Source organism: Sphaerisporangium melleum (genome assembly GCF_014646695.1).
In the GTDB taxonomy this organism is placed as follows: domain Bacteria; phylum Actinomycetota; class Actinomycetes; order Streptosporangiales; family Streptosporangiaceae; genus Sphaerisporangium; species Sphaerisporangium melleum.
In genome coordinates, this window is the sequence record NZ_BMNT01000001.1 from 319,330 (window position 1) to 340,272 (window position 20,943).

General features: G+C 71.2%; 22 protein-coding genes. 14 read left to right on the forward strand and 8 right to left on the reverse strand.

Translation table 11 applies throughout. From position 1 onward, the window contains the following. Positions 1–310 precede the first annotated feature (310 nt). Positions 311–514, forward strand: a complete 204-nt coding sequence (locus IEY93_RS01725) for a cold-shock protein (protein WP_034275260.1) — start codon at positions 311–313, stop codon at positions 512–514. A 56-nt stretch (positions 515–570) separates the two neighbouring features. On the opposite strand, the gene IEY93_RS01730 is transcribed toward IEY93_RS01725, so the two are convergent. Both IEY93_RS01730 and IEY93_RS39520 read right to left on the reverse strand, forming a co-directional pair. Beyond that, positions 571–2,283 carry a sulfatase-like hydrolase/transferase gene (locus IEY93_RS01730; RefSeq protein WP_189161118.1) on the reverse strand — a complete coding sequence of 571 codons (1,713 nt, stop codon included), beginning with the start codon at positions 2,281–2,283 and terminating at the stop codon, positions 571–573. A 95-nt stretch (positions 2,284–2,378) separates the two neighbouring features. Beyond that, complete coding sequence (locus IEY93_RS39520) at positions 2,379–3,233, reverse strand: CDP-alcohol phosphatidyltransferase family protein (RefSeq protein WP_189161119.1); 855 nt, start codon at positions 3,231–3,233, stop codon at positions 2,379–2,381. Between the two features lie 170 nt (positions 3,234–3,403). Between IEY93_RS39520 and IEY93_RS01740 the strand changes: the two genes are divergently transcribed. From IEY93_RS01740 to IEY93_RS01760, 5 genes are read left to right on the forward strand one after another with little or no spacing between them, the layout of a single operon-like run. Next, positions 3,404–4,390, forward strand: a complete 987-nt coding sequence (locus IEY93_RS01740; protein WP_189161120.1) for a zinc-dependent alcohol dehydrogenase — start codon at positions 3,404–3,406, stop codon at positions 4,388–4,390. 32 nt (positions 4,391–4,422) lie between these two features. Further along, positions 4,423–4,821 (forward strand): 6-pyruvoyl trahydropterin synthase family protein, encoded by a 399-nt coding sequence (locus IEY93_RS01745; RefSeq protein WP_189161172.1) that lies wholly within the window; start codon positions 4,423–4,425, stop codon positions 4,819–4,821. Beyond that, positions 4,818–5,915: a glycosyltransferase family 4 protein gene (locus IEY93_RS01750; protein WP_203967901.1), complete on the forward strand. Its 1,098-nt coding sequence runs from the start codon at positions 4,818–4,820 to the stop codon at positions 5,913–5,915. The genes IEY93_RS01745 and IEY93_RS01750 overlap by 4 nt, the downstream gene beginning before the upstream one ends. Next, positions 5,843–6,811 (forward strand): class I SAM-dependent methyltransferase, encoded by a 969-nt coding sequence (locus IEY93_RS01755; RefSeq protein WP_189161121.1) that lies wholly within the window; start codon positions 5,843–5,845, stop codon positions 6,809–6,811. The genes IEY93_RS01750 and IEY93_RS01755 overlap by 73 nt, the downstream gene beginning before the upstream one ends. Further along, entirely contained in the window at positions 6,811–7,836 is a 1,026-nt protein-coding gene (locus IEY93_RS01760) for a lysylphosphatidylglycerol synthase transmembrane domain-containing protein (RefSeq protein WP_189161122.1), read from the forward strand. The genes IEY93_RS01755 and IEY93_RS01760 overlap by 1 nt, the downstream gene beginning before the upstream one ends. Here the strand turns inward: IEY93_RS01760 and IEY93_RS01765 are convergent. Next, positions 7,750–8,475 carry a creatininase family protein gene (locus IEY93_RS01765; protein WP_189161123.1) on the reverse strand — a complete coding sequence of 242 codons (726 nt, stop codon included), beginning with the start codon at positions 8,473–8,475 and terminating at the stop codon, positions 7,750–7,752. The two genes, IEY93_RS01760 and IEY93_RS01765, sit on opposite strands and share 87 nt — an antisense overlap. Before the next feature lie 78 nt (positions 8,476–8,553). Between IEY93_RS01765 and IEY93_RS01770 the strand changes: the two genes are divergently transcribed. The 3 genes from IEY93_RS01770 to IEY93_RS01780 all read left to right on the forward strand — a co-directional run bounded on the left by IEY93_RS01770 (position 8,554) and on the right by IEY93_RS01780 (position 10,667). Further along, complete coding sequence (locus IEY93_RS01770; RefSeq protein WP_189161124.1) at positions 8,554–9,207, forward strand: GTP cyclohydrolase II; 654 nt, start codon at positions 8,554–8,556, stop codon at positions 9,205–9,207. Continuing rightward, positions 9,200–10,015 carry an inositol monophosphatase family protein gene (locus IEY93_RS01775; protein ID WP_203967902.1) on the forward strand — a complete coding sequence of 272 codons (816 nt, stop codon included), beginning with the start codon at positions 9,200–9,202 and terminating at the stop codon, positions 10,013–10,015. The genes IEY93_RS01770 and IEY93_RS01775 overlap by 8 nt, the downstream gene beginning before the upstream one ends. 289 nt (positions 10,016–10,304) lie before the next feature. Further along, a complete protein-coding gene (locus IEY93_RS01780) occupies positions 10,305–10,667 on the forward strand; it encodes a hypothetical protein (RefSeq protein ID WP_189161125.1) in 363 nt (120 codons plus the stop codon). Between the two features lie 221 nt (positions 10,668–10,888). On the opposite strand, the gene pdxR is transcribed toward IEY93_RS01780, so the two are convergent. Beyond that, complete coding sequence (pdxR, locus tag IEY93_RS01785) at positions 10,889–12,292, reverse strand: MocR-like pyridoxine biosynthesis transcription factor PdxR (protein WP_189161126.1); 1,404 nt, start codon at positions 12,290–12,292, stop codon at positions 10,889–10,891. Positions 12,293–12,339: 47 nt separating this feature from the next. Here pdxR and IEY93_RS01790 point away from each other — a divergent pair, with 47 nt between their 5' ends. The 4 genes from IEY93_RS01790 to IEY93_RS01805 all read left to right on the forward strand — a co-directional run bounded on the left by IEY93_RS01790 (position 12,340) and on the right by IEY93_RS01805 (position 15,813). Beyond that, entirely contained in the window at positions 12,340–13,575 is a 1,236-nt protein-coding gene (locus tag IEY93_RS01790) for an MFS transporter (protein ID WP_189161127.1), read from the forward strand. 59 nt (positions 13,576–13,634) lie between these two features. Then, positions 13,635–14,246 (forward strand): dihydrofolate reductase family protein, encoded by a 612-nt coding sequence (locus IEY93_RS01795; RefSeq protein WP_189161128.1) that lies wholly within the window; start codon positions 13,635–13,637, stop codon positions 14,244–14,246. A 244-nt stretch (positions 14,247–14,490) separates the two neighbouring features. Continuing rightward, complete coding sequence (locus IEY93_RS01800; protein ID WP_189161129.1) at positions 14,491–14,904, forward strand: SRPBCC family protein; 414 nt, start codon at positions 14,491–14,493, stop codon at positions 14,902–14,904. A 513-nt stretch (positions 14,905–15,417) separates the two neighbouring features. Then, a complete protein-coding gene (locus IEY93_RS01805; RefSeq protein ID WP_189161130.1) occupies positions 15,418–15,813 on the forward strand; it encodes a DUF4405 domain-containing protein in 396 nt (131 codons plus the stop codon). Positions 15,814–16,068: 255 nt separating this feature from the next. Here the strand turns inward: IEY93_RS01805 and rox are convergent, their stop codons facing one another. The 4 genes from rox to IEY93_RS01825 all read right to left on the reverse strand — a co-directional run bounded on the left by rox (position 16,069) and on the right by IEY93_RS01825 (position 20,089). Then, complete coding sequence (rox, locus tag IEY93_RS01810) at positions 16,069–17,493, reverse strand: rifampin monooxygenase (RefSeq protein ID WP_203967915.1); 1,425 nt, start codon at positions 17,491–17,493, stop codon at positions 16,069–16,071. Positions 17,494–17,937: 444 nt separating this feature from the next. After that, positions 17,938–18,384 carry an SRPBCC family protein gene (locus IEY93_RS01815; protein WP_189161132.1) on the reverse strand — a complete coding sequence of 149 codons (447 nt, stop codon included), beginning with the start codon at positions 18,382–18,384 and terminating at the stop codon, positions 17,938–17,940. 50 nt (positions 18,385–18,434) lie between these two features. Next, positions 18,435–18,647 carry a hypothetical protein gene (locus tag IEY93_RS01820; RefSeq protein ID WP_189161133.1) on the reverse strand — a complete coding sequence of 71 codons (213 nt, stop codon included), beginning with the start codon at positions 18,645–18,647 and terminating at the stop codon, positions 18,435–18,437. A gap of 65 nt (positions 18,648–18,712) precedes the next feature. Then, complete coding sequence (locus IEY93_RS01825; protein ID WP_189161134.1) at positions 18,713–20,089, reverse strand: helix-turn-helix domain-containing protein; 1,377 nt, start codon at positions 20,087–20,089, stop codon at positions 18,713–18,715. A 220-nt stretch (positions 20,090–20,309) separates the two neighbouring features. Between IEY93_RS01825 and IEY93_RS01830 the strand changes: the two genes are divergently transcribed. Further along, positions 20,310–20,943 (forward strand): ATP-binding protein (locus IEY93_RS01830; protein WP_189161135.1); only part of this gene is annotated, 634 nt, incomplete at its 3' end.

A 20,943-nucleotide genomic window follows, 5' to 3' on the forward strand; every position in this document is an offset into this window, starting at 1 on the left:
GGCTCTCTCGATCCCCTACGTCGCTCCGCGGAGACGCGTACCTGACCGGGCACGCCCGGCGGCATCATCGCCGCCGGAGCCCGCGTCAGGACGCGCGTCAACGGCCCGGCTCGATAGGGCGGCGGAAGTGTGCTAGGCTGGTCAGCAGTTGCAGTTGTGGTATCCGTAAACTTTTTACGCACCTAACGAGAATTGTAGCGTTGGGTGCTTTTTTGTTGTACCGGTCATCTCCGGACGGGCTTATCACGGCGAACGCGGAATCGGCACGGTGCCGATTCCGGCTCAGCCTCTCTGACCAAAGGAGATCGACATGGCTACTGGAACCGTGAAGTGGTTCAACGCGGAAAAGGGCTTCGGCTTCATCGAGCAGGACGGCGGCGGCGCTGACGTCTTCGCGCACTACTCGAACATCGCCGCCCAGGGCTTCCGCGAGCTGCAGGAAGGCCAGAAGGTCTCCTTCGACGTCACCCAGGGCCAGAAGGGCCCGCAGGCCGAGAACATCGTTCCCGCCTGACGCGTCACGCCACACGGCCGGGGCCCGCACCTTCGAGGTGCGGGCCCCGGCTTGTTTCATGGCCGAGATGGTTCCGCGGGGTGGGGGCCGAAGGCGGTGAGGAAGCGGTCGCGGAAGGTGTCCATGCGCCAGACGGGGGCCTTCGGGCCGGGCTTGAGGCCGTCCTGCCAGCCCCAGCCGGAGATGCGGTCCAGTACGGCCGGGTCACGGGCGATGATCGTGATCGGCACGTCGCGGCTCGCGCCCTCGCCGGTGACGATCGGGGCGGGCTGGTGGTCGCCGAGGAAGACGAGCACGAGGTCGTCGTCGCCGTAGGTCTCCACGTAGGAGATGAGGGTGCTCAGCGTGTACTCAATGGACCGCCGGTACTCGGTGCGCACCCGCGACGCGTCGCGCCACACGGCGTCCGGTGATTCGCCGGCGGCGGCGATGGGGCCGAAGACCGTGCCGTCGCCGATGGTCTTCCAGTCGGTGAGGCTGGGGATGGGGGCCCAGGGCGCGTGGCTGGAGACGAGCGGGATCTCCGCCATCATCGGGGCGTGGCCGGGCTTGCCGCGTTCGAGCCGCTGGAAGGCCGAGAGGGTGTACTGGTCGGGCATGGTGCCCCAGTTGAAACCGGGGCCGCGATATCCCAGGTTGTGGGAGTCGTACACCCGGTCGTAGCCGTAGAACGCCCCTTCCGGCCAGGCCTTGGTGTTGCCGGGCATGACGGCGACGGTCTGCCAGCCCGCGCGCCGGAACAGGCCGGGGAGGGTCGGGCGGTCGCTTTCGATCAGGGTGCCGTGCCGCTGCTGGTTGTTCACCCACAGGCCGGACAGCAGCGTGGCGTGGGCGAGCCAGCTGCCGCCGCCGTACGTCGGTGAGGTGAGGAACGCGCTGCGCGAGCCGAACCCGGCCGCGCGCAGCCGGCGGGTGCCCGCGTCGAGCACCGCGTCGACCTGCGGCGCGAACTCCGGGTCCTCGACGGCGTCGCGGCCGTAGCTCTCGATGAAGGAGACGATGACGTCCTTGCCGCGCAGCGCGGTGAGCAGGTCCTGGCCGGGGGTGTCGCGGAAGGCGTCGACGCGGATCTGCGCGGCGAAGGCCCGCTGATCCCGCAGGCCGGCGGCCACCTGCCGCGCGTGGTCGTGGACGAGGGCGGCGGCGGGCACGTCCGGGCCGATCTGTACGCCGAGCAGGACGCAGGCGACCCAGGCGGTGCCGAGCGTCCCGAGAGCGCCGGTCGCCGGGGCGCGGTGCCGGGCGGCGACGCGGGCCAGGCGGGTGACCGACAGCGTGATGAGGACGAGAAAACCGGCGACGAGGCCGGCGAACGCGACGATGGCGCCGATCCCGCCGGCCCGGCCGAACGACGCGGTGAGGAAGTCCACGGCGTTGCCGAGGAAGGCCCAGTCGAGCAGCACGTCGAAGGGCCGTCGCAGGACCGCGTCGAAGCCCAGGTCGGCGATCTTCACGAGGGTCAGCAGGGCGAGGACCGCTCCGGCGAGCGCCGCCACCACCCGTCTCGGCCTGGGCGGCAGGACGAGCACGAGGGCGACGCCGAGCAGCCCTTCGAGGGGGACGCGGGCGAACGCCCAGGGCGTGAGGTGACCGATCTGGTTCGGCGCGTTGAGCGCGAACAGCACCAGCAGGCAGGCGAAGCCGGTGGCCACCCGCGCGGCGACGACGCGCCATCGCGGGCGTCCGGGCGCGCCGGCATCGCCCGGGACGTCCTTCCCGGTCGTCTCTCCCGGAGGGGACGGCGGGCGAGAGCGCGTGATGGACGACAATCCGAAGGTCCTTCCCTGTCAAGCCTGGTCACACCGGTTACCGCGGCCTGGCCGGGCGGCACCGGGTACGGATACGGCGGGCGGGCGCCGGCGGTTCAGCCGGAACGGACCAGCCACGGCTCGTCGAGGGCCCCGGAACGGTCCCAGGCGGGCACCGAGCCGGTAACCGTAGCGCGCACGCGCTGGTCCACCTCCGCCGAGCCGGTACCCGCCGGCTCTCCCCCGGTGCCTGCGCGCTGGTCCACGTCCGCCATCGGCATGGTCGGCCGGACCTCGCGGTGTGACCGCGGCCGGGCGGGCTGCCGGTCGCGCCACAGCGATGCGATGTCCCGGCCGAACGACCACACGAGCGACGCCAGCGCCAGCCCGGCCAGGCCGGTCGCGACGGGAGGCGGAGCGACGCCTGCGCTCACGATCACCAGGATGACGCCCTGCAGCGCGGCCACGGTCTTGCGGGCGAAGCTCGGCCGCAGCGGCGCCCGCAGCCAGGGCGCCGCCCAGGCCGCCGCGACGAAGACGTACCGCATGGCGCCGATCGCGAGCACCCACGCGCCGGTCGACGCGGCCACGTGCACGCTGAGCACCAGGATCAGGAAGGCGTCGGTCTCCATGTCGAACCGCGCCCCGAGGTCGGAGACCGTCCCGGTGCGCCGCGCCACGTGACCGTCGACCCCGTCGAGGATCAGCCCGACCGCGGCGAGCGCGACAAGGTAGGAAACCGGGACGTCTCCACCGGTCAGGCCGGTCGTGACCAGCGCCGTGACGCCTCCGGCCAGCTCGGCCCGGGCCAGGGTGACCAGGCCCGCCGGTCCCAGCGCGTGGATCCCGGATCGGCGCATGGAGCGGGTGAGGAGGGCCGAGAGGATCACGGCACAGGTGATGCCGGCCAGCAGGCCCGCGGGGTTCAGGCCCGCGTCGGCCCAGAGCACGGCGAGCAGGACGACCTGCATCCCTATCCCGGCGGCCGGTCCCAGGACCGGTACCTCCGTAACGCGTCGATCCAGTGTGGTCACTACTCCTCCAGCTCCATAACCCCGGATTCGGCGCGTCCAATAGCATGCAAGCCGACCCGCTCCGGGTAGGAATGACTCCCCTGGCAAGATGTACGACGAGGAGGGCGATGCGGCTCAATTCAGATGCGTTCTGGCTCAAATCTCCTGGTGAGGGAGAGATCCGGCCGGTGCCGGTGCCGCCTCCCGGTGCCGATGAGGTGCTGGTCCGCACGCTCTACTCGGGGGTGAGCCGGGGCACCGAGAGCCTGGTGTTCCGTGGCGAAGTGCCGGAGAGCCAGCACCGGCTGATGCGGGCGCCGTTCCAGGAGGGCGACTTCCCCGGGCCGGTCAAGTACGGCTACCTCAACGTGGGAGTGGTCGAGGAGGGGCCGCCGGCCTGGCAGGGGCGTACGGTCTTCTGCCTGTATCCGCACCAGACCCGCTACGTGGTCCCGGTCGACGCGGTGACCCTGGTGCCGGACGAGGTGCCCGCGGCGCGGGCGGTGCTGGCCGGCACGGTGGAGACCGCGGTGAACGCGCTGTGGGACGCGGCGCCGCTCATCGGTGACCGGGTCGCCGTGGTCGGGGCGGGGATGGTGGGCTGCTCCGTGGCCAGGCTGCTCGCCGCCTTCCCTGGGGTGCGGGTGGAGCTGGTCGATGTGGATCCGGCGCGGGCGGCCGTGGCCGAGGCGCTCGGCGTCGCCTTCGTGACCCCGGAACAGGCCGCCGGCGACTGCGACATCGTGGTGCACGCCAGTGCCACCGAGGCGGGTCTGGCGCGGTCGTTGCAGCTCGTGGCTGCCGAGGGCACGGTGATCGAACTGAGCTGGTACGGCGACCGGCGGGTGAGCGTGCCGCTCGGCGAAGCCTTCCACTCCGGGCGCCTGACGCTGCGCGCCAGCCAGGTGGGCGCGGTGTCGCCGGCCCGGCGTGCCCGGCGCTCGTACGCCGATCGGCTGTCGCTCGCCCTGCGCTTCCTGACCGATCCCGCGTTCGACGCGTTGATCACCGGTGAGTGCGCGTTCGCCGAGCTTCCCGAGGTGATGGCCCGCATCGCCGGCGGCGACCTGCCCGGATTGTGCCACCGAGTCGTGTATGGTCCCGCGGAGGACTGAATCGGCAGCCGACCTCTCGGAGGATGAACTCATTGTTCAGCGTCACCGTTCGCGATCACATGATGGTCGCGCACAGCTTCCAGGGTGAGGTCTTCGGCCCGGCGCGGCGGTTGCACGGCGCGACGTTCGTCGTGGACGCGACGTTCCGCCGGGCCGAGCTCGACGGCGACAACATCGTGGTCGACATCGCCCTGGCCACCGAGGAGCTCAAGGCCGTGCTCGGCGAGCTGACCTTCCGCAACCTGGACGAGGAGCCGGCCTTCGCCGGGATCAACACCACGACCGAGTTCCTCGCCAAGGTCATCGCCGATCGGCTCGCCGACCGGGTACGCGAGGGCCGGCTGGGCGAGGGGGCACACGGGCTGGCCGGGATCACCGTCACCCTGCACGAGTCGCACGTCGCCTGGGCGAGCTACGAGCGCGCCCTTTGAGCTCACCTCCGGCGTACTTCGTCCTGCCCGGTGACGTGGACGACGCGTCCGTGCCGAGCGGCGGCAACGTCTATGACCGGCGCGTGTGCCAGGGCCTGGCCGCGGCGGGCCGGCCGGTCCGCGAGGTCGCCGTCCCGGGCGCCTGGCCGGCACCCGAGGCGCATGCCCGGGCGGAGCTGGCGCGGGCGCTCGCCTCGGCCCCCGACGGCGCCGTGGTGCTGATGGACGGGCTGGTGGCCTGCGGCGTCCCCGAGGTCGTCCTCCCTCAGGCACGCCGGTTGCGCCTAGCGGTGCTGGTCCACCTGCCGCTGGCCGCCGAGACCGGCATCGCGCCCGCACTGGCCGGGGAACTGGACGCCGCCGAGCGGGCGACGCTGCACGCGGCCGCCGCGGTGGTGGTGACCAGCCCGTGGGCCGGGCGCCGGTTGATCGCCCACCACGGCCTGGACCCCGATCGGGTGCACGTCGTCGCCCCCGGCACCGACCCCGCGCCGCTCGCCCCCGGCACCGACGGCGCGTCCCGGCTGCTCTGCGTGGCCGCGCTCACCCCCCGCAAGGGGCAGGACCTGCTCGTCCGGGCTCTCGGAACACTGACCGGCCTGCCGTGGACCTGCGACCTCGTCGGAAGCCTGAGCCGCGAGCCCGGGTACGTCACGCGGCTGCGCGAGCTGATCGCCGCGCTCGGTCTCGCGGATCGGGTACGGCTGGCCGGTCCGCGCACCGGCGAGGCGCTCGCGGCGAGCTATGCCGCCGCCGACCTGGTGGTGCTGGCCTCACGCGGTGAGACGTACGGCATGGTGGTGACCGAGGCGCTGGCCCGCGGGATTCCGGTGCTGGCGACGGCCGTGGACGCGGTGCCGGAGACCCTGGGGCGTGCCCGCGACGGCGGCGTCCCGGGGTTGCTGACGCCTCCGGAGGACCCGGTGGCGCTCGCGGACGCGCTGCGCCGCTGGCTCGCCGAGCCCGGCCTAAGACAACGGATCAAGAGGTCGGCCTGTGACAGACGTGACATGCTGGACGGATGGGACGTGACATCACGGCGCATGGCGGAGGTGCTGGAACGGGTCCGGCGGCAGCCCTGGCCGGCGACGTGACCGCGCCCCGCTACAGCCCGCGATGGCTGGCGCTGCGCGAAGACGCCGACGCCGCGGCCCGCGCGACCGGCCTGCTCGACCCGCTGCGCGCCCATCTGGCTAGCGAGGTCGCACGCACCGGCCGGCTGGTCATCCGTGATCTCGGCTGCGGCACCGGCGCCATGGGCCGCTGGCTGGCCGCCCGGCTGCCCGGCCCGCAGCACTGGATCCTGCACGACCGGGACCCCGACCTGCTCGCCCTCGCCGCCTCCGGCGTCCGCGGCCCGGCCGGCGACGGCAGCCCGGTCACGGTGGAGACGACGCGGGGTGACATCACCCGGCTCAGCCCCGAGGACCTCGCCGGCACCTCGCTGGTGACCGCCTCCGCGCTGCTGGACCTGCTCACCGCCGACGAGGTGGACGCCCTCGCCGGCGCCTGCGCGCGGGCCCGGTGTCCCGCGTTGCTGAGCCTTTCCGTGGTGGGCCGGGTCGAGCTGGACCCGGCCGACCCGCTCGACGCCGAGCTCGCCACCGCCTTCAACGCCCACCAGCGCCGGGTCACCGGCGGCCGCCGCCTGCTCGGACCGGACGCCTCCGCCGTGGCCACGGCGGCCTTCACGCGACGGGGCGCCACGGTGCTCGTCCGGCCCAGCCCCTGGCGGCTCGGCGCCGACCGGCGCGAGCTGACCGCGGAGTGGTTGCGCGGCTGGGTCGGCGCCGCGTGCGAGCAGCGTCCCGACCTCGCGGCGGCAGGCCAGGCCTATCTCACGCGCAGGCTCGACGCGTGCGCGGCCGGCACGCTGCGGGTCGTGGTCGGCCACGACGACCTGCTCGCCCTCCCCGCCGCCGGCCCCGTCGAGCCGGTCCCAGTGCGAGAAGCGGACCAGAGCGGCCCACCCGACGGTGAACGCCGTTGATGAGCCGGATGTGGCCCTGGCTGCGCGTTCTCGTCGCGGTGGTCATCCTGGTGGTGCTGGTGTGGCGGCTCGGCACCGGCGCGTTCGTCGACGGGTTCCGGCTGGTCGACGGCCCGGCGGTGCTGGCCGCGCTGGCGATCGGCCTGCTGACCACCGTGTTCGGCGTCTGGCGGTGGCGCCTGCTGGCCCGCCGGCTCGGCCTGCCGCTGCCGGTGCTCACCGCGGTCGCGGACTACTACCGGGCGCTGTTCCTCAACGCGGTACTGCCGGCCGGCGTACTCGGCGACGCGCACCGCGCGCTCCGTCATGGCCGGTCGGCCGGTGACGTCGGCCGCGGCGTCCGCGCCGTGGTGCTGGAACGCACCGCCGGTCAGGTGGTCCTGATCGGCGCCGGAGTGATCGCGCTGCTGATCGAGCCCTCGCTGGCCGCGACGATGGCGCACGCCGTCCTGCCGGGCCTGGGGATCACGATCGTCCTGCTCGGCGGGCTCGCCGCCGCCGCCGCGCTCGCGGCCTGGGCCTGGCGCAGAAGAGACGTGCCGCGATGGCGCCGCGCGGTCTCGGCCGCCGTGGCGGACGCGCGTCGCGGCCTGCTGGCCCGGGACGCCTGGCCCGGGGTGCTCGGACTGTCCGCTCTGGTGCTGCTCGGGTACGTCGCGATGTTCGTCGTCGCCGCGCGCACCGCGGGCTCGGCCGCGCCGGTCGGGCGGCTCCTTCCGCTGGCGCTGCTGGCGCTGCTCGTGATGGCCCTGCCGGTGAACGTCGGCGGCTTCGGGCCGCGCGAGGCCTTCTCGGCGCTGGCGTTCGGCGCCGTGGGGCTCGGCGCCCAGCAGGGGCTCACCACCGCGGTGGTGTACGGGGTGCTCGCCTTCGTGGCGAGCCTGCCGGGCGCCGTCGTCCTGCTGCTGCGTCGCGGCACCCGGCCCGCCGGCCACGCACTACCCGCCGAGGACCGCGAGATAGTCGCCGAACGACCTGACCAGGCTGTCGAGAACGGCCTTTCCCTTGCCCGCCGAAGCCAGTGACGGCCTGCCGATGATCCCCGACTCCGTGTACGCCGCCATGCCGAGGGTGAGCAGATGCTGACGATCGTCCGACAACCGGTCGCCCGACTCGTAACCGGGCCGGACCAGCCGGGGATGCGCGTGCAGCAGGATGGACGTCTCCAGCTCGCCCGCGTGCATGTCGCTCCACGCGGAGGTCGCGAGGCCCGCCGCGGCCCACGCCGCCTCCCAGTCGGCGCTCCCGGGGAAGATCGCCATCCGCTGCCCGGACCCGGCGGCCTCCTGGACGACGTTGCCCAGCACGTAGTTTCCGCCATGGCCGTTGACCAGCACTATTCTGGTGATACCGGACCGCTGGAGCGAGGCCGCGATGTCGCGGACCACGGCGTACAGCGTCGCGGCGGAGATGCTGACCGTCCCCGGCCAGGCCGGGGTCTCGTGCTCGTGCGAACACGAGACGGTGACCGGCGGCAGGAGCAGCACGGGATGGGCGTCCGCGAGCGCGCCCGCGATCGTGCAGGCGACGATCGTGTCGGTGGCCAGCGGCAGAAAAGGCCCATGCTGCTCGAAACTGCCGATGGGCAGCAGCGCGACCTCGGCGCGCCGATCCCGTACTTCGGTCGTGGTGGCCAGCGGCAGCAGGTAGGCGGAGTCGTTCATAGGCCGCCAGCCTGGGGCACCACCCGCCATCTCGCAACATCCGACAGCCGCCGGACGTCGGGAAACGAGGAGAGATAGATGTGTGACCTCAGCATCTCGGGCGACGACGTCGCCGAGGCCGATCTGGTGACGCGCCGCGGCACCTTCCGCTCGGTCGCCTTCCGCGACCCACTCGACGGGCACGAACACCTCGCCCTGGTCTACGGCGAGACGACGATGCGGGAGAACGTCCTGGTCCGGGTGCACTCCGAGTGCGTGACGGGCGACATCTTCGACGCGATGCGCTGCGAGTGCGGCGACCAGCTCAACGCCGCGCTCGACGCGATCGTCCAGGCCGGAAGCGGGGTCCTGGTGTACCTGCGCGGGCACGAGGGCCGCGGCATCGGCCTGGTCGCCAAGGTGCGCACCCACGTGCTGCAGGACCACGACGGCCTGGACACCGTCGACTCAGCCACCGCGCTGGATCTGCCGGTGGACACCCGGGACTTCGGCCCGGCCGCCCGGGTGCTGAAGTACCTGCGGGTCCGGTCGATCCGGTTGATGTCCAACAACTCCGACAAGATCCACGCCCTCGAATCACACGGGATCACGGTGGCGGCCCGGGTCCCGCTCCTCGTACCGGCGAACGACCACAACCTGCGCTACCTGGTGGCGAAACGCGACCGGCTCGGGCACCACCTGCCACACCTCGACACCTTCACCCACGGCCGGCTCGACAGCGCCGGTGCCTGAGGTGACCGACCACCTCGAACTGCTGCCCATCGCCAGGGAAGCCGTCGCGACGGCGCACCGGATCATCCGAGCGCGGGCGCCGCAGTCGGTCGCGGCGAAGGGCGACCGCGACATGGTGACCGACGTCGACCTCGCCGTCGAGGACGCCGTGCGCGGCTTCCTGGCCCGCGAGACCCCGGAGATCGGGATTCTCGGCGAGGAACGCGGCCGTACCGGCGCTGGCGGCGACGCGCTGTGGTGGGCCCTCGACCCGGTGGACGGCACGGCGAACTTCGCCCGTGGCATCCCGCTGTGCGCGGTGTCGCTCGCCCTCGTCAAAGGCGACAACAGCGTGCTGGCGGCCATCGACCTGCCGTTCCTCGGCGTCCACTACACCGCCGCCGCCGGGCACGGAGCGTTCATGGGAGGCGAGCGCATCCGCGCCTCGCGAACTCAGGATCTGTCCGAGGCGATGATCTCGATCGGCGACTTCGCGGTCGGCCCGGACGCCGAGCCGAAGAACCGCGTCCGGATGGCCCTGCTGGCCCGGCTCGGCGGCCAGGCGCAGCGCATCCGGATGATCGGCACCGCGGCGATCGACCTGGCCTGGGTGGCGCAGGGCAGACTCGACGCGTCCATCATCCTGGCCAACCAGCCCTGGGACACGATGGCCGGCGTCCTCCTGGTCCGCGAGGCCGGCGGCCTGGTCCTCGACCAGGACGACACCCCGCACACCGCCACCTCGGCCGCCACCATCGCCCTCTCCCCCGCCCTCCGCACCCCCATCATGACCGCCCTCCGCCACTCCAACACCGCCACCCAGCGATAGACGGGGCCTGGCCTGCACTCGCCCCTGATCGCGCTCATCTCCTCGATAGGACAACCCGGCTTCCATTACTCTTAGCAACGATATATTTACGCAGTGCTTACCGCCTATGTAGACGAGAGTCTGCGGCGTCATCCGGACGACGACAGCATCTATGCGATGGCTGCCGTGATCATGGACTCTGCCGACCATGACGACATCCGGATGACCCTCGAATCCCTCCGTCTGAGCAAACCACCGTCTGCACTGGCGCGACGAGTCCCCGCCGCACCGGCTTCATATCGCCGAGACCGTGGCCAAGCTCCCCTTGCACAGCATCGTGACCGTACGCATCCACGACAAGAATGTCCGGCACGAGCGCGCGAGGCTACTCTGTATGGAACGTCTGCTCTACGAACTCGACGCGGCAGGCGTCGCAATGGTCGTCCTGGAGAGTCGCTACACCGACGACCGGTTCGACCGGAGCCTCCTCACCAGCCTGCGGCGGTCGCGTCGCGTTTCGCTGACCATGAAGGTGAGCTGGGAGTCACCCAACGACGAGCCGTTGCTCTGGGCGGCGGATGCCGTTGTTGGGGCCACGACCTGGTGGCTGGATGGAGAGCCACGATACTTTAATGCCCTCGCCGATCAGATTCGCGTGATCTGCCTGGAGTGACCTGACAGCGCGAAGGCCGGGCACCCGATATCCCTCGGTAGTCCCGGCCTCACTTCCGCACTCCCAGAGGTGCGGCTGCCCCCAGTATGACTCACCGAACGTGATGAGGCAAGCGCGCTGAGCGACAGCATGACTTCATCGGTGTCGGTGTCAGCACACGATTTCCCAAATCTGGTCTTTCCCGCATCCGCTCAAGGGGCTGAGGCGGGTTGCCGGCTTGCTCAGTGTGGGTGGAGGAGGTCGGCGATGGTTTCGATGCCTTCGGAGATGGCGGTCGTGGTCAGGTTGCCGAATCCGAGGACGAGCTGCGGAGGCCGTGGGTGCCGGTCCATGCGGTACGTACTCATTCCGTACAGTCCGACGGACCGGCGGCGCGCGTCCGCGACGATGGCACGCTCGTCGGCATCGGCCGGTAGCCGGGCGACGGTGTGGAACCCTGCGGCCAGCCCGTGCAGTTCGATGCCGGGTGCGTGTCGCTGGACCGCTTCGAGGAGGGCGGCGCGGCGGGCGGCGTAGCGCTGCCGCATGTGGCGCAGGTGCCGGTCGTAACGGCCGGATTTCAGCAGGTCGGCGAGCGCGAGCTGGTCGAGGACCGGTGAGCCGCGGTCGGCGAGCCGCTTGTAGCGGGCGATATCAGGCGTCAGGTGCGGTGGGCTGACGATCCAGCCGAGTCGCAGGGCCGGCGCGAGTGACTTGCTGACCGAGCCGAGGAGCGCGACCCGGTCCGGGGCGAGGCCCTGGAGCGCGCCGACGGGTTCGCGGTCGTACCGGAACTCGGCGTCGTAGTCGTCCTCGATGATCGTCGCGGTCCGGGTCGTGGCCCAGTCGATCAGGGCCTGCCGCCTGTCCGGGGCGAGGACGACGCCGGTGGGTGACTGGTGGGCGGGGGTGAGCACGACGGCGCGCGCGTCGGTGGCGGCCAGCGCGTCGGTGTCGATGCCGCGCTCGTCGACCGGAACGCCGATGACGTCGAGGCCCAGCATCGCGGCGATGGCGCGGTGGTCGGGGTCGCCGGGGTCCTCGAAGGCCACGACGCGTACGCCCTGGCCCGCCAGGGACCGCAGGACGAGCTGCAGCCCTTGGGCGTAGCCCGCGCAGATGACGATGTGCCCCGGGTCGGTGCCGGCGCCGCGGACGCGCCGCAGATAGGCGGCGAGCACCTCCCGCAATGTCGGATCACCGTGCGGGTCGAGGCGGCCGAGCAGGTCGCTGGGCGCATCGCGGCAGGCCCGGCGCAGGGCCCCGCTCCAGGCATCACGCGGGAAGCTCGACAGGTCGGGTACCCCGGGCCGGAAGTCGATTCGCGCCGGCTCGACGGCCGTGGGCTGCGGAGGCGCGGCCGGGTACGGACGCGCGGTGGCGGCGACCCGGGTGGCCGAGCCGCCGCGGGTGACCAGATAGCCCTCCGCCTGCAGTTGCGCGTAGCACTCGGTCACCAGGCCGCGCGAGATGCCGAGGTCGCGCGACAGGGCGCGGGATGAGGGGAGCCGCTCCCCGGCAGCGAGCCGACCGGCGCGGATGGCCTCCCGAAATGCGCGTTCGAGTTGCTCGCGCAGGGGTTCGGGCCGGTTTCGGTCGACCTGCACCAGGAGCTGCGGTCCGGAACCGGTCCAGTCGATCAGCATGAAACCGGACCTTACTGGTGAACCGGATCCCGTCCTACGGTCGGCTCATGAATCAGCAGGGAGTCGCCACCGGTAGGGAAGCCTCGGTGGACAGGGTCGAGGTTCGTCTCGGGGACGTCGTTGATCGGCGGCCGATCCTGACCCGGCCGATGGTCCTGTTGCTGATCGCCTCGGTGTGTTCTCCCGCGAGCTTCTATCTGCTGATGCCGGTCGTCCCCCTGTACCTGGCCACCGCCGGGCTCGGCGGCGTCGGCGCGGGCATGTCCACCGGTGCACTGATGCTGGGCACCGTGCTGATGGAGTTCGCGGTGCCGGGCCTGCTGCGCAGGTACGGGTACCGCCTCGTGATGGCCGCGGGCCCGCTTCTGCTCGGGGCGCCCGCGCTGGCACTGGTGGCGTCCTCCGCACTGCCGTTGGTGCTCGTGGTCTGCGTGGTGCGCGGCGCGGGGCTCGGCATCGTCGTCGTGGCCGGCTCAGCCCTCGTCGCCGAGCTCGTACCGGCCGATCGCCGCGGCGAGGGGCTCGGGTTGTACGGCGTGGCCGTCGCGGTCCCGTCCATCGTGTGCCTGCCGCTGGGGCTGTGGCTGGCCGGGAACGTCGGGTACGGGCCGGTGTTCGTCATCGGGGCGGCGCTGTCGTTGCTCGCGCTGGCCGCCGTACCCGGCCTGCCGGCCCGGCCGGCTCGCCCGGCTCGGATCGAGCGCGCCGGCGTGCTCGGCGTCCTTCGGATCCGTGGGCTCGCCGGGCCGGCGGTCGTCTTCGCCACCGTGACACTGGCGGCCGGGGCTCTGCTGACCTTCCTCCCCATGGCCGTACCTGCCGGGTCACATCACGTGGCCGCGTGGGCTCTGCTCGTGCAGTCCTGCGCCGCTCCGCTCGCCCGCTGGGGCGCGGGCTGGTACGGCGACCGGCATGGCACTGCCCGCCTCCTCGTCCCCGCGGTGCTCGCGGCCGCCGTCGGCACGGCCGTGCTCGTCTGGACCGGCAGCCCGGTCGCCGTGATGGCCGGCATGGGGCTGTTCGGGCTCGGCTTCGGGCTGGCGCAGAACGTGACGCTGGCCCAGATGTTCGCCCGCGCCTCCGAGTCCGACTTCGGCCGGGTGAGTGCGCTGTGGAACCTCGCCTACGACGGCGGGATGGGTGTCGGGGCGGTCGCGTTCGGCCTCCTGAGCGTGCCGCTGGGCTACCCCGTGGCATTCGCCGTCACCGCCCTCGTGCTGTGCACCGCGCTGGTCCCCGCGTGGCTCGCCCCCAAGGTCGCGTCCAAAGGCGACATCACCTGACGGCCGATTGGGCCGCGCCCCTGTTGATATCGCAAGGAACGTGAGAAAAGGAGAACCTCATGAAAAGCGTCGTGCTGAACATGAGTATGTCGGTGGACGGCTTCAGCGCCGGGCCCGATGTGAGCATCGAACACCCCATGGGAGTGGGCGGCGAGCGGCTCCACGAGTGGCTGTTCACCAGCGGCTCGGATCGGGCCGTGGCCGCCGGCGGCACATCACCGAATGGAGTGGACGCCCGGGTCGCACAGGAGATTCTCGCGTCGACCGGAGCCGTTGTGCTGGGCAGGCGCACGTTCGACGTGGGAGTGGAGCTGTGGGGGGACACGCCGTTTCCTGTGCCCTGCTTCGTGCTCAGTCATCAGGCCCGCGAACGGCTGGTGATGAAAAGCGCGGCGTTCACCTTCGTCACCGGCGGCATCGAAAGCGCGCTCCGGCAGGCCCGGGCGGCGGCGGGCGACGGATGCGTCCTCATCATGGGTGGGGCGAGCACCGCACAGCAGTTCGTGAAGGCCGGGCTCGTGGACGAGATTCAGATTCACCTGGTGCCCGTGCTGCTCGGTTCAGGCGCCCGGCTCTTCGACCACCTCGGCACCGATCACATCGAGCTGGAGCGAGACAGGTCGCTGGAGTCGCCGAACGTGACACACCTGCGATTCCGCGTCGCGAGGTGACCGCCGGTCCGGAGTCTCCCGCCGCAGCGGTTTCTGAGTCGACCCCGTTGCGCGCCAGGCCATGTTCCTGCTGGTCGGCCACACGGTGAGGACGGGGGTCGTCCGGTGGCAAGGTGACCCCGGACCGCTGCCGGACCGGAAGCGCCGCGGGAGGTCAGCGGCGAGATCCTCGAAGCCCTGCTCGGACGTGCTCCGGCTAGGGTGCTCACGACCTGTCTCGCCCTGAGAGGAACCCCCAGGCGCCATGGCTTCCATCCGCCACGAGATTGTGATCGACTCCTCCCCCGAGCACATCTGGGACGTGCTGCGCGACGTCGGCGCCGTCCACGAGCGCCTGCTGCCCGGCCGCGTCACCGGCACCCGGCTCGAGGGCGACCAGCGGTTGCTGACCTTTCCCGACGGGCACGTGATCCGTGAGCTGATCGTCGCGGTGGATGACGACGCCCGCCGCCTGGCCTACTCCGTCGTCGAGGGCGCGCGACCTGCGATCGAGTACCACCATGCCTCGTTCGAAGTCCGCTCGGAGGGTGACCGGGCGGGCCGGCTGATCTGGACCACTGACGTCCTGCCGCACGCGCTCGCGGCCGAGATCCGGATTCGCATCGAACGCGGCGCAGTGGAGATGAAGCAGGCGATCGAAGCGGCAGCAGGCGGCTGAGCCCGACACAGGAGGCGCGTCTGACCGCCCCAATACCGGCCCTCCGACCGTATGCAGCTCATGTCCGTCCAGGGGAAGACCAGAACGGCGGTGGCGACGTGGCACATCGTGCCCCTGACCGGCCCTGATCTGGCGTTGCACGTGCGGTCGCCGCTGATGACCCGGCCCGACGTCGCGTAGATGACGCCGGCCGAACTCGCCCGGGCTGCTACGCGCGTTTTCGCGCGGCGACTTCGTCGTGTCCGCGCCCGGCCTGTCCGCAGATGCGGTAGTCCGGACGCCTGCTGCGACCGCGGTAGGCCCAGACCATTCTCAGGACGGATGTTTTCTCCTTTGACGCCGGTGAGCCTTAGAGCTCACGCCCCTGCGCGGCCCGGCACTCTTCGAAGAAAGAAGTGGATCATGTCATTCCCGGGTGAACCGAGGAACTCGTCCCTTCCCGTGGAACGCGCGGCACCTGTTGCTCAGCCCGCCGGCAGATCCGTACCCGGCCGGCGGGCCGGCAGCCGCCGGATGCAGACGATCGTGGTCACTGTCGGCCTGCTGTTCACGGCATTCATCGCGTTCGCGTCGCATGAATGGGGGGCGACGTGGCACTCGATCGTCGGGATCGGCACGCTCGGTGTCATCGCGTGGCACGTGTACTCGCAGCGGCACTGGGTGACGTCCGCGGCCAGAAAGCGCACGAGGCATCCCGAGCGCAAGCTCGTGATCTACAACGCCGTGCTGGCCTCGACCTTCGTCATCGCCATGGTGTCGGGTTTCCCGGTATGGCTGGCGGGTGCGGGCGGCCTCGTCGAGCGCGTCCATGCGGCGTCCGGAATGGTCTTCCTACCGCTGGTGATCGGCCACCTGATTCTCAATCGCCGCCGTGTCGCCGCCAAATTGCGCCGCCGCGCCGCCGCCTGAGCGGTGTAGCCAATGGGTACGACAACGCCTCGCCACTGCGCCCGATCTTGATAACGCATGTTCCAACGCCATCTCTCGCGACGTTTCCGATGACGCTACAGCCACCCAGCTCCAGTCAGTGATCGGCGTTGCGACGAGGGGTCGTGCGGCAGGGAACCCGTGACGGGCGTTGTGCCTGTCACGGGTCCTTTTGCCGCTCACGTCCGAGCAGGGCTCGTGGGTCGTGCCGGACGGATGGCGAGCAGCCGAGCGAACTCAGCCGGTGGGCTCGCCGAACCATCGGGAGAGGTGGTCGTCCAGGTCCTGCTGATCGTCGCCGATCCAGGCGACGTGACCGTCGGGGCGGAGCAGGACGCACGGAACGTCCAGTGCCGCGCTGGAGTCGGCGAGGTGATCGACCCGGTCCGACCAGCCGCCGACGGTCAGGCGTTCGGTGCGGTCCAGCAGCAGGCCACGGCCGCGATGCAGCCGATCATAGAGGCGGCCCGATTTGACGTCGATGTCGCGCAGGCGGCGGCCGAGCAGGTCGGGCCCTTCGCCGAAGTCGTAGCGGATGCCGATCGCGGCGATCTTCTCGATCAGATGGCGGTTCACCTCGTCGAAGTCCATCAGCTCGGTGAGCAGCCTGCGCACGGCCTGCGGGCCCGGTTCGGTGGACAGCAGTTCCATCTGGGCGCGGGTGTTGTCCAGCACGTCCTCGGCGACCGGATGCCGTTCGGCCTGGTAGGTGTCCAGCAGTGTTTCCGGCGCCCAGCCGCGGATCTGTGCGGCCAGTTTCCAGCCGAGATTGAACGCGTCCTGAACGCCCAGGTTGAGGCCCTGGCCACCGATGGGCGGATGGATGTGCGCCGCATCGCCCGCCAGCAGCACCCGGCCGACGCGATAACGTTCGGCCAGCCGGGTGGCATCCCCGAATCGGGACATCCAGCGCGGGGAGTGCACGCCGAAATCGGTTCCGGCGATGGCGCGCAACTGTTGCCGGAAATCTTCGAGGGTGGGCGGTTGCGCGCGGTCGCCGACTCCCGCGGCGGGGACCAGGACGCTGTAGACGCCTCCGCCGAAGGGCCGGAGCCAGAATCGCTGATGGGTTTCCCGGATTTCGGCCACCTTGGCGGCGATCTCCTCCTGCGGAACGCCTGCTTCCATCTCGCCCATCAGCGTGTCGTTCCGTGAGGGCTCACCGGGGAAGCCGACGCCGAGCAGTTTGCGCACCGTGCTGCGCGCGCCGTCACAACCGACGAGATAGCGCGAACGCAGCCGTTCCCCGCCGGCCAGCTCGACGGTCACCCCCTCGTCGTCCTGTTCCAGGCCGGCGACCGCGCAACCGCGCCGGACCTGCGCGCCCAGTTCGAGCGCATGCTCTTCGAGCAGGCGCTCGATGACCGGCTGCGGGATCCCCAGCAGGTAGGCGTGCGCGGAATCCAGGCCCTCGGGCGCGGGCTTGGGAATGGCGGCGAAGAAACCACCGGCCGGACGCCGTCTTCCCTGCGGGAGAACGCGCTCCAGCAGGCCGCGCATGGCCATCAGTTCGAGACTGCGCATGTGCAGACCGACGATACGGACGAACGACTTGGGCTCGGTCTCCTGCTCCAGGACGAGTACCCGCACGTCGTGCAGCCGCAGTTCGGCTGCCAGCATCGCACCGGTCGGCCCGCACCCGGCGATGATCACATCGAACACGGGCGCGTGGTCGGCGCCAGACGCCGCCGACCGGAGTCCAGAGACGTCGCGCTCGACCGTACCGTTCGACGGCGACTCGGCGGGGACCTGCAGAGATTCCATAGGTGTTGCCTTTCGGGAGTGCCTGTTGGCGAGGCGCTCCCGGCGACACCTACGTCAATCGCCGGCCGTGACGGGAATGGGGAGCACCCATGTCGATACAGCGTTCATGGGTCTCACCTCCTCAGGCGGTGTCACGGTCAACCGCAAACTACAAGCCCGAACACCATCCCGTCCAACCATTTTCTCAGCCACGTGATCACGACTCCGAGCGGGCCTGTGCGGTTCCGCCCCGGCAGCCCGGCTGGTCTTCGACGGTCTGATACTCGCTGTCCCCGACACGGACCGGATCTCGACAGGCGCGCCATGCTCGCCCTGTGGCCACCCATGTGAACCGCGAACTCGTCACGCCTGAGAGCGCTTGGCCGTGAATCGACGTGCCAGTTCCCGGCCCCGTGCCGCCTGCACTTTCTTCGCCTGGCCCATCGCGAACCGCAGCAGCCCGAAGGGCGCTGACAGCCGGTAGTGGTCGATCACCTGGGTGCCTCCGGGCACCGGGTCGACGCGGTAGCCGTAAGCCACCCGGACGCCGCCGGGGCTGACCACGTCCCCGGTGATGGTGCCCTCCCCCAGACGCAGGGTGACCTCGATGACGTTGTCGTGACGCAACGGCCCCAAGGTGAATCGCTCGACCGCCGTGAAGCGCACCGCGTCCGGCCCGTGGCGGATGTCGCGGACCTCGACGACCAGCGGGGACAGGCCGACGTGGTTGTTCGGGTCGGCCAGGTGCTCGAACACCTCCTCGGCAGCGGCGGGCAGGGTGGTCGTGGTGCTGAACTCGGCACTTCTCATGCGGCATCCCGGTGAACGAGGGTGAATCCGAAGACGGCGTGGCGTGGGCGTCATGAACGCAGGAGGAGGTGGTCGAGAATTGCATCGACCTGGACAGCGTCCGGGCCGAAGAGCGGGCAACCTGTACGCATCCCGTCGACGACCTGCAATAGCATCGTCGCGGCGACCGAGGAACGCGGGATGTCCGCGCACTCGAACTGCTCGCTGAACAGATCAAGCAGGATCTTGCGCTGCGCGCGGCCTCCCAACGCCGCCGACGTCATGGTCAGGAACTTAGCCGGTCCACCAGGCCTTCTGCGAGGGTCCCATCGCTTAGGCGGTAGAGGCCTCAGGCGGCCAGTTCGGTGCGGAGGTGGTCGCGGAACTCGCGGACGGCGACGGTGTCGGCGTACGGGTCGAGGTTGCGGTCGAAGCTCTTGAGGAAGTCGACCGTGCGGGGAGAGGTGAGGGCCTTGGTCGCGAGGATGGCCGGACGAGCCACTTCCAGGGCCTGTTCCAGATCGCCCAGCTTGAGATGCGCGTCGGCGGCGTGGACTCGGTTGATCTGGGCGGATCGAGGAAGACGGTCCTGGAACTCTGCCACGGCCGCTTCCGCGTTGGCGAGTGCTCGCTGGTGGTCGCCAAGGAGCCGCCAGCAGTTGCCGGCTTCCGCGCCGATCTCCGCCTCGTCGTACCTCGCCGTCCACGCCGGATCGGCGTCCGTGGCGCCGTGCGCGTACGCCCGCTCAGCCTCCCCCAGCAACTGCTCCACCTGCTTGGCGGCGTACCTGTCCCCCGACTCAGCGGGATTGGCCTGCAGAGCTGTCGCCCACGCCTCCCTGACCAGCAGCACCGCCATCACCCGTGGCGGGGCTTCCACACGGCGCGCGTTGTCGGACGCGGCCCGTGACAGCCTCAGCGCCCAGGCCGGCTGGTCGATGTGGATGGCCTGCCGGGTGAGTGCGGCGAGCACCCAAAGCCCTGTCAGAGGGTCGTTGCCTGCTTTGGCGAACTTGAGGGCCTGGCCGAAGTGTTGCTGGGCCTGGCCGTGGCGGGTGAGGTCGAAGGCCGTCCAGCCCGCCATCCAGCTCATGCCCGCCGCCGCGCTCATCAGCTCCGAGCCGACCTTGTCGTCATAGCGGCCTTGCAGCAGCGGGGCGACGTTGCCGTTGAGGTAGCGCAGCACCACCGGGCGGACCAGGCCGGCGCCGAACTGGTGGTCCATCTGGCCGAACGCCTGCCGCGCCTCGTTGATGCGCCGCACGTCCGCCATGCCCACCGCGCGGCCGGACCCCGCGTGCGCGGCCGACGCGGCCGGAATGTCGTACGTCCAGGAGGTCAGCCACTCCCCCAGCGCCGCCGGGACGAACGGCAGCGAGGCCAGCAGGTGACGGCGGGACGCGTCCATCTCGAACCTCCACAGCAGGTCGGCCGACCTCACCGTAGCCGCCACCGACCCATCACCACACTCCGCGAGCGGCCAGGAAGATGTCTCCGGGAAGGACCACCCGTCTACCCACCGTTCCACGTCGGCGGCCTCGACCCGGAACACCGCCGCCAGCTGCGCCCGATGCCGGGCCCGTACCCCCTGCTCACCCCGCTCCCACCGCGCCCAGGTCGTCACCGACACCCCCACCGCCTCCGCCGCGGCCTCCTGGCTCAAGCCCCTGCGCAGCCGAGCCCGGACCAGCTCAGGACGCCCGGTCTTCAGTCCTTGTGCCTCCACGGTGAGCCCCCTTGGTAATCGACCGACCACTGAACGTGACGACGATTACACCCCCCGAGCCCGCGCGCCAAGCCGTTCCGGTCAAACGACCAGAGATCGACCGGCCGTCGACGTCCCGGCTCCGAAGCTCACGATCAACGCGCATGCCGCGCCGTTCACGGGGCCCGGCGGGCGGACTTTCCTGCTGTGCACCGTCACCGACCGCGAACGGAGCACCGCCATGTCCTCCCCCGACGAGACCCTGACCGGCGTCCCCTCCATGGCACCGGGCACCACCACGCCCGGGCCCCAGTGCCCGCCTGCGCCCCCGCCCGCCCCCGCTCCCCAGAACCCGGGCCCTGTGGAGCGGGGGCCGGACATCCGGGTGCTCGTGAAGGTGCTGCCGTTCGGGTCTGCGGCTCGGCGGGCGCGTGCCGTCGTCCGCGAGGTCCTCCAGCGTGCCGGGGTGGGCCGCGACGCGGTCACCGACGCGGAGATCGTCGTCGGCGAGCTGGCCGCGAACGCCGAGCGGCACGGCCGCCGCCCGCATGAGCTGCGGGTCTTCCGGATCGACGGCGTCCCGGCGTGGTGCGAGGTCGTGGACGGCGACCCGTTCCCGGAGAAGATCCGCGACACCTTCCAGCGGCTCGCAACGCTGCCCGAGCCGGACCTGCCCGCACTCACCGAGAACGGCCGCGGCCTGCTCCTGGCCTACGAACTGTCCGAGGGCCACTGCCAGGCGTACTGGACGACCACGACCACCACCGGCTCCCTGGCCAAGGCCGTCGCCTTCGCCCTCCCTACTCCCTCGGGGGCCCGGCTGAACCCCGCCGACCTGCCCGACCTCCGGCCGAGCCTGGCCCGCCTCCGCCGCC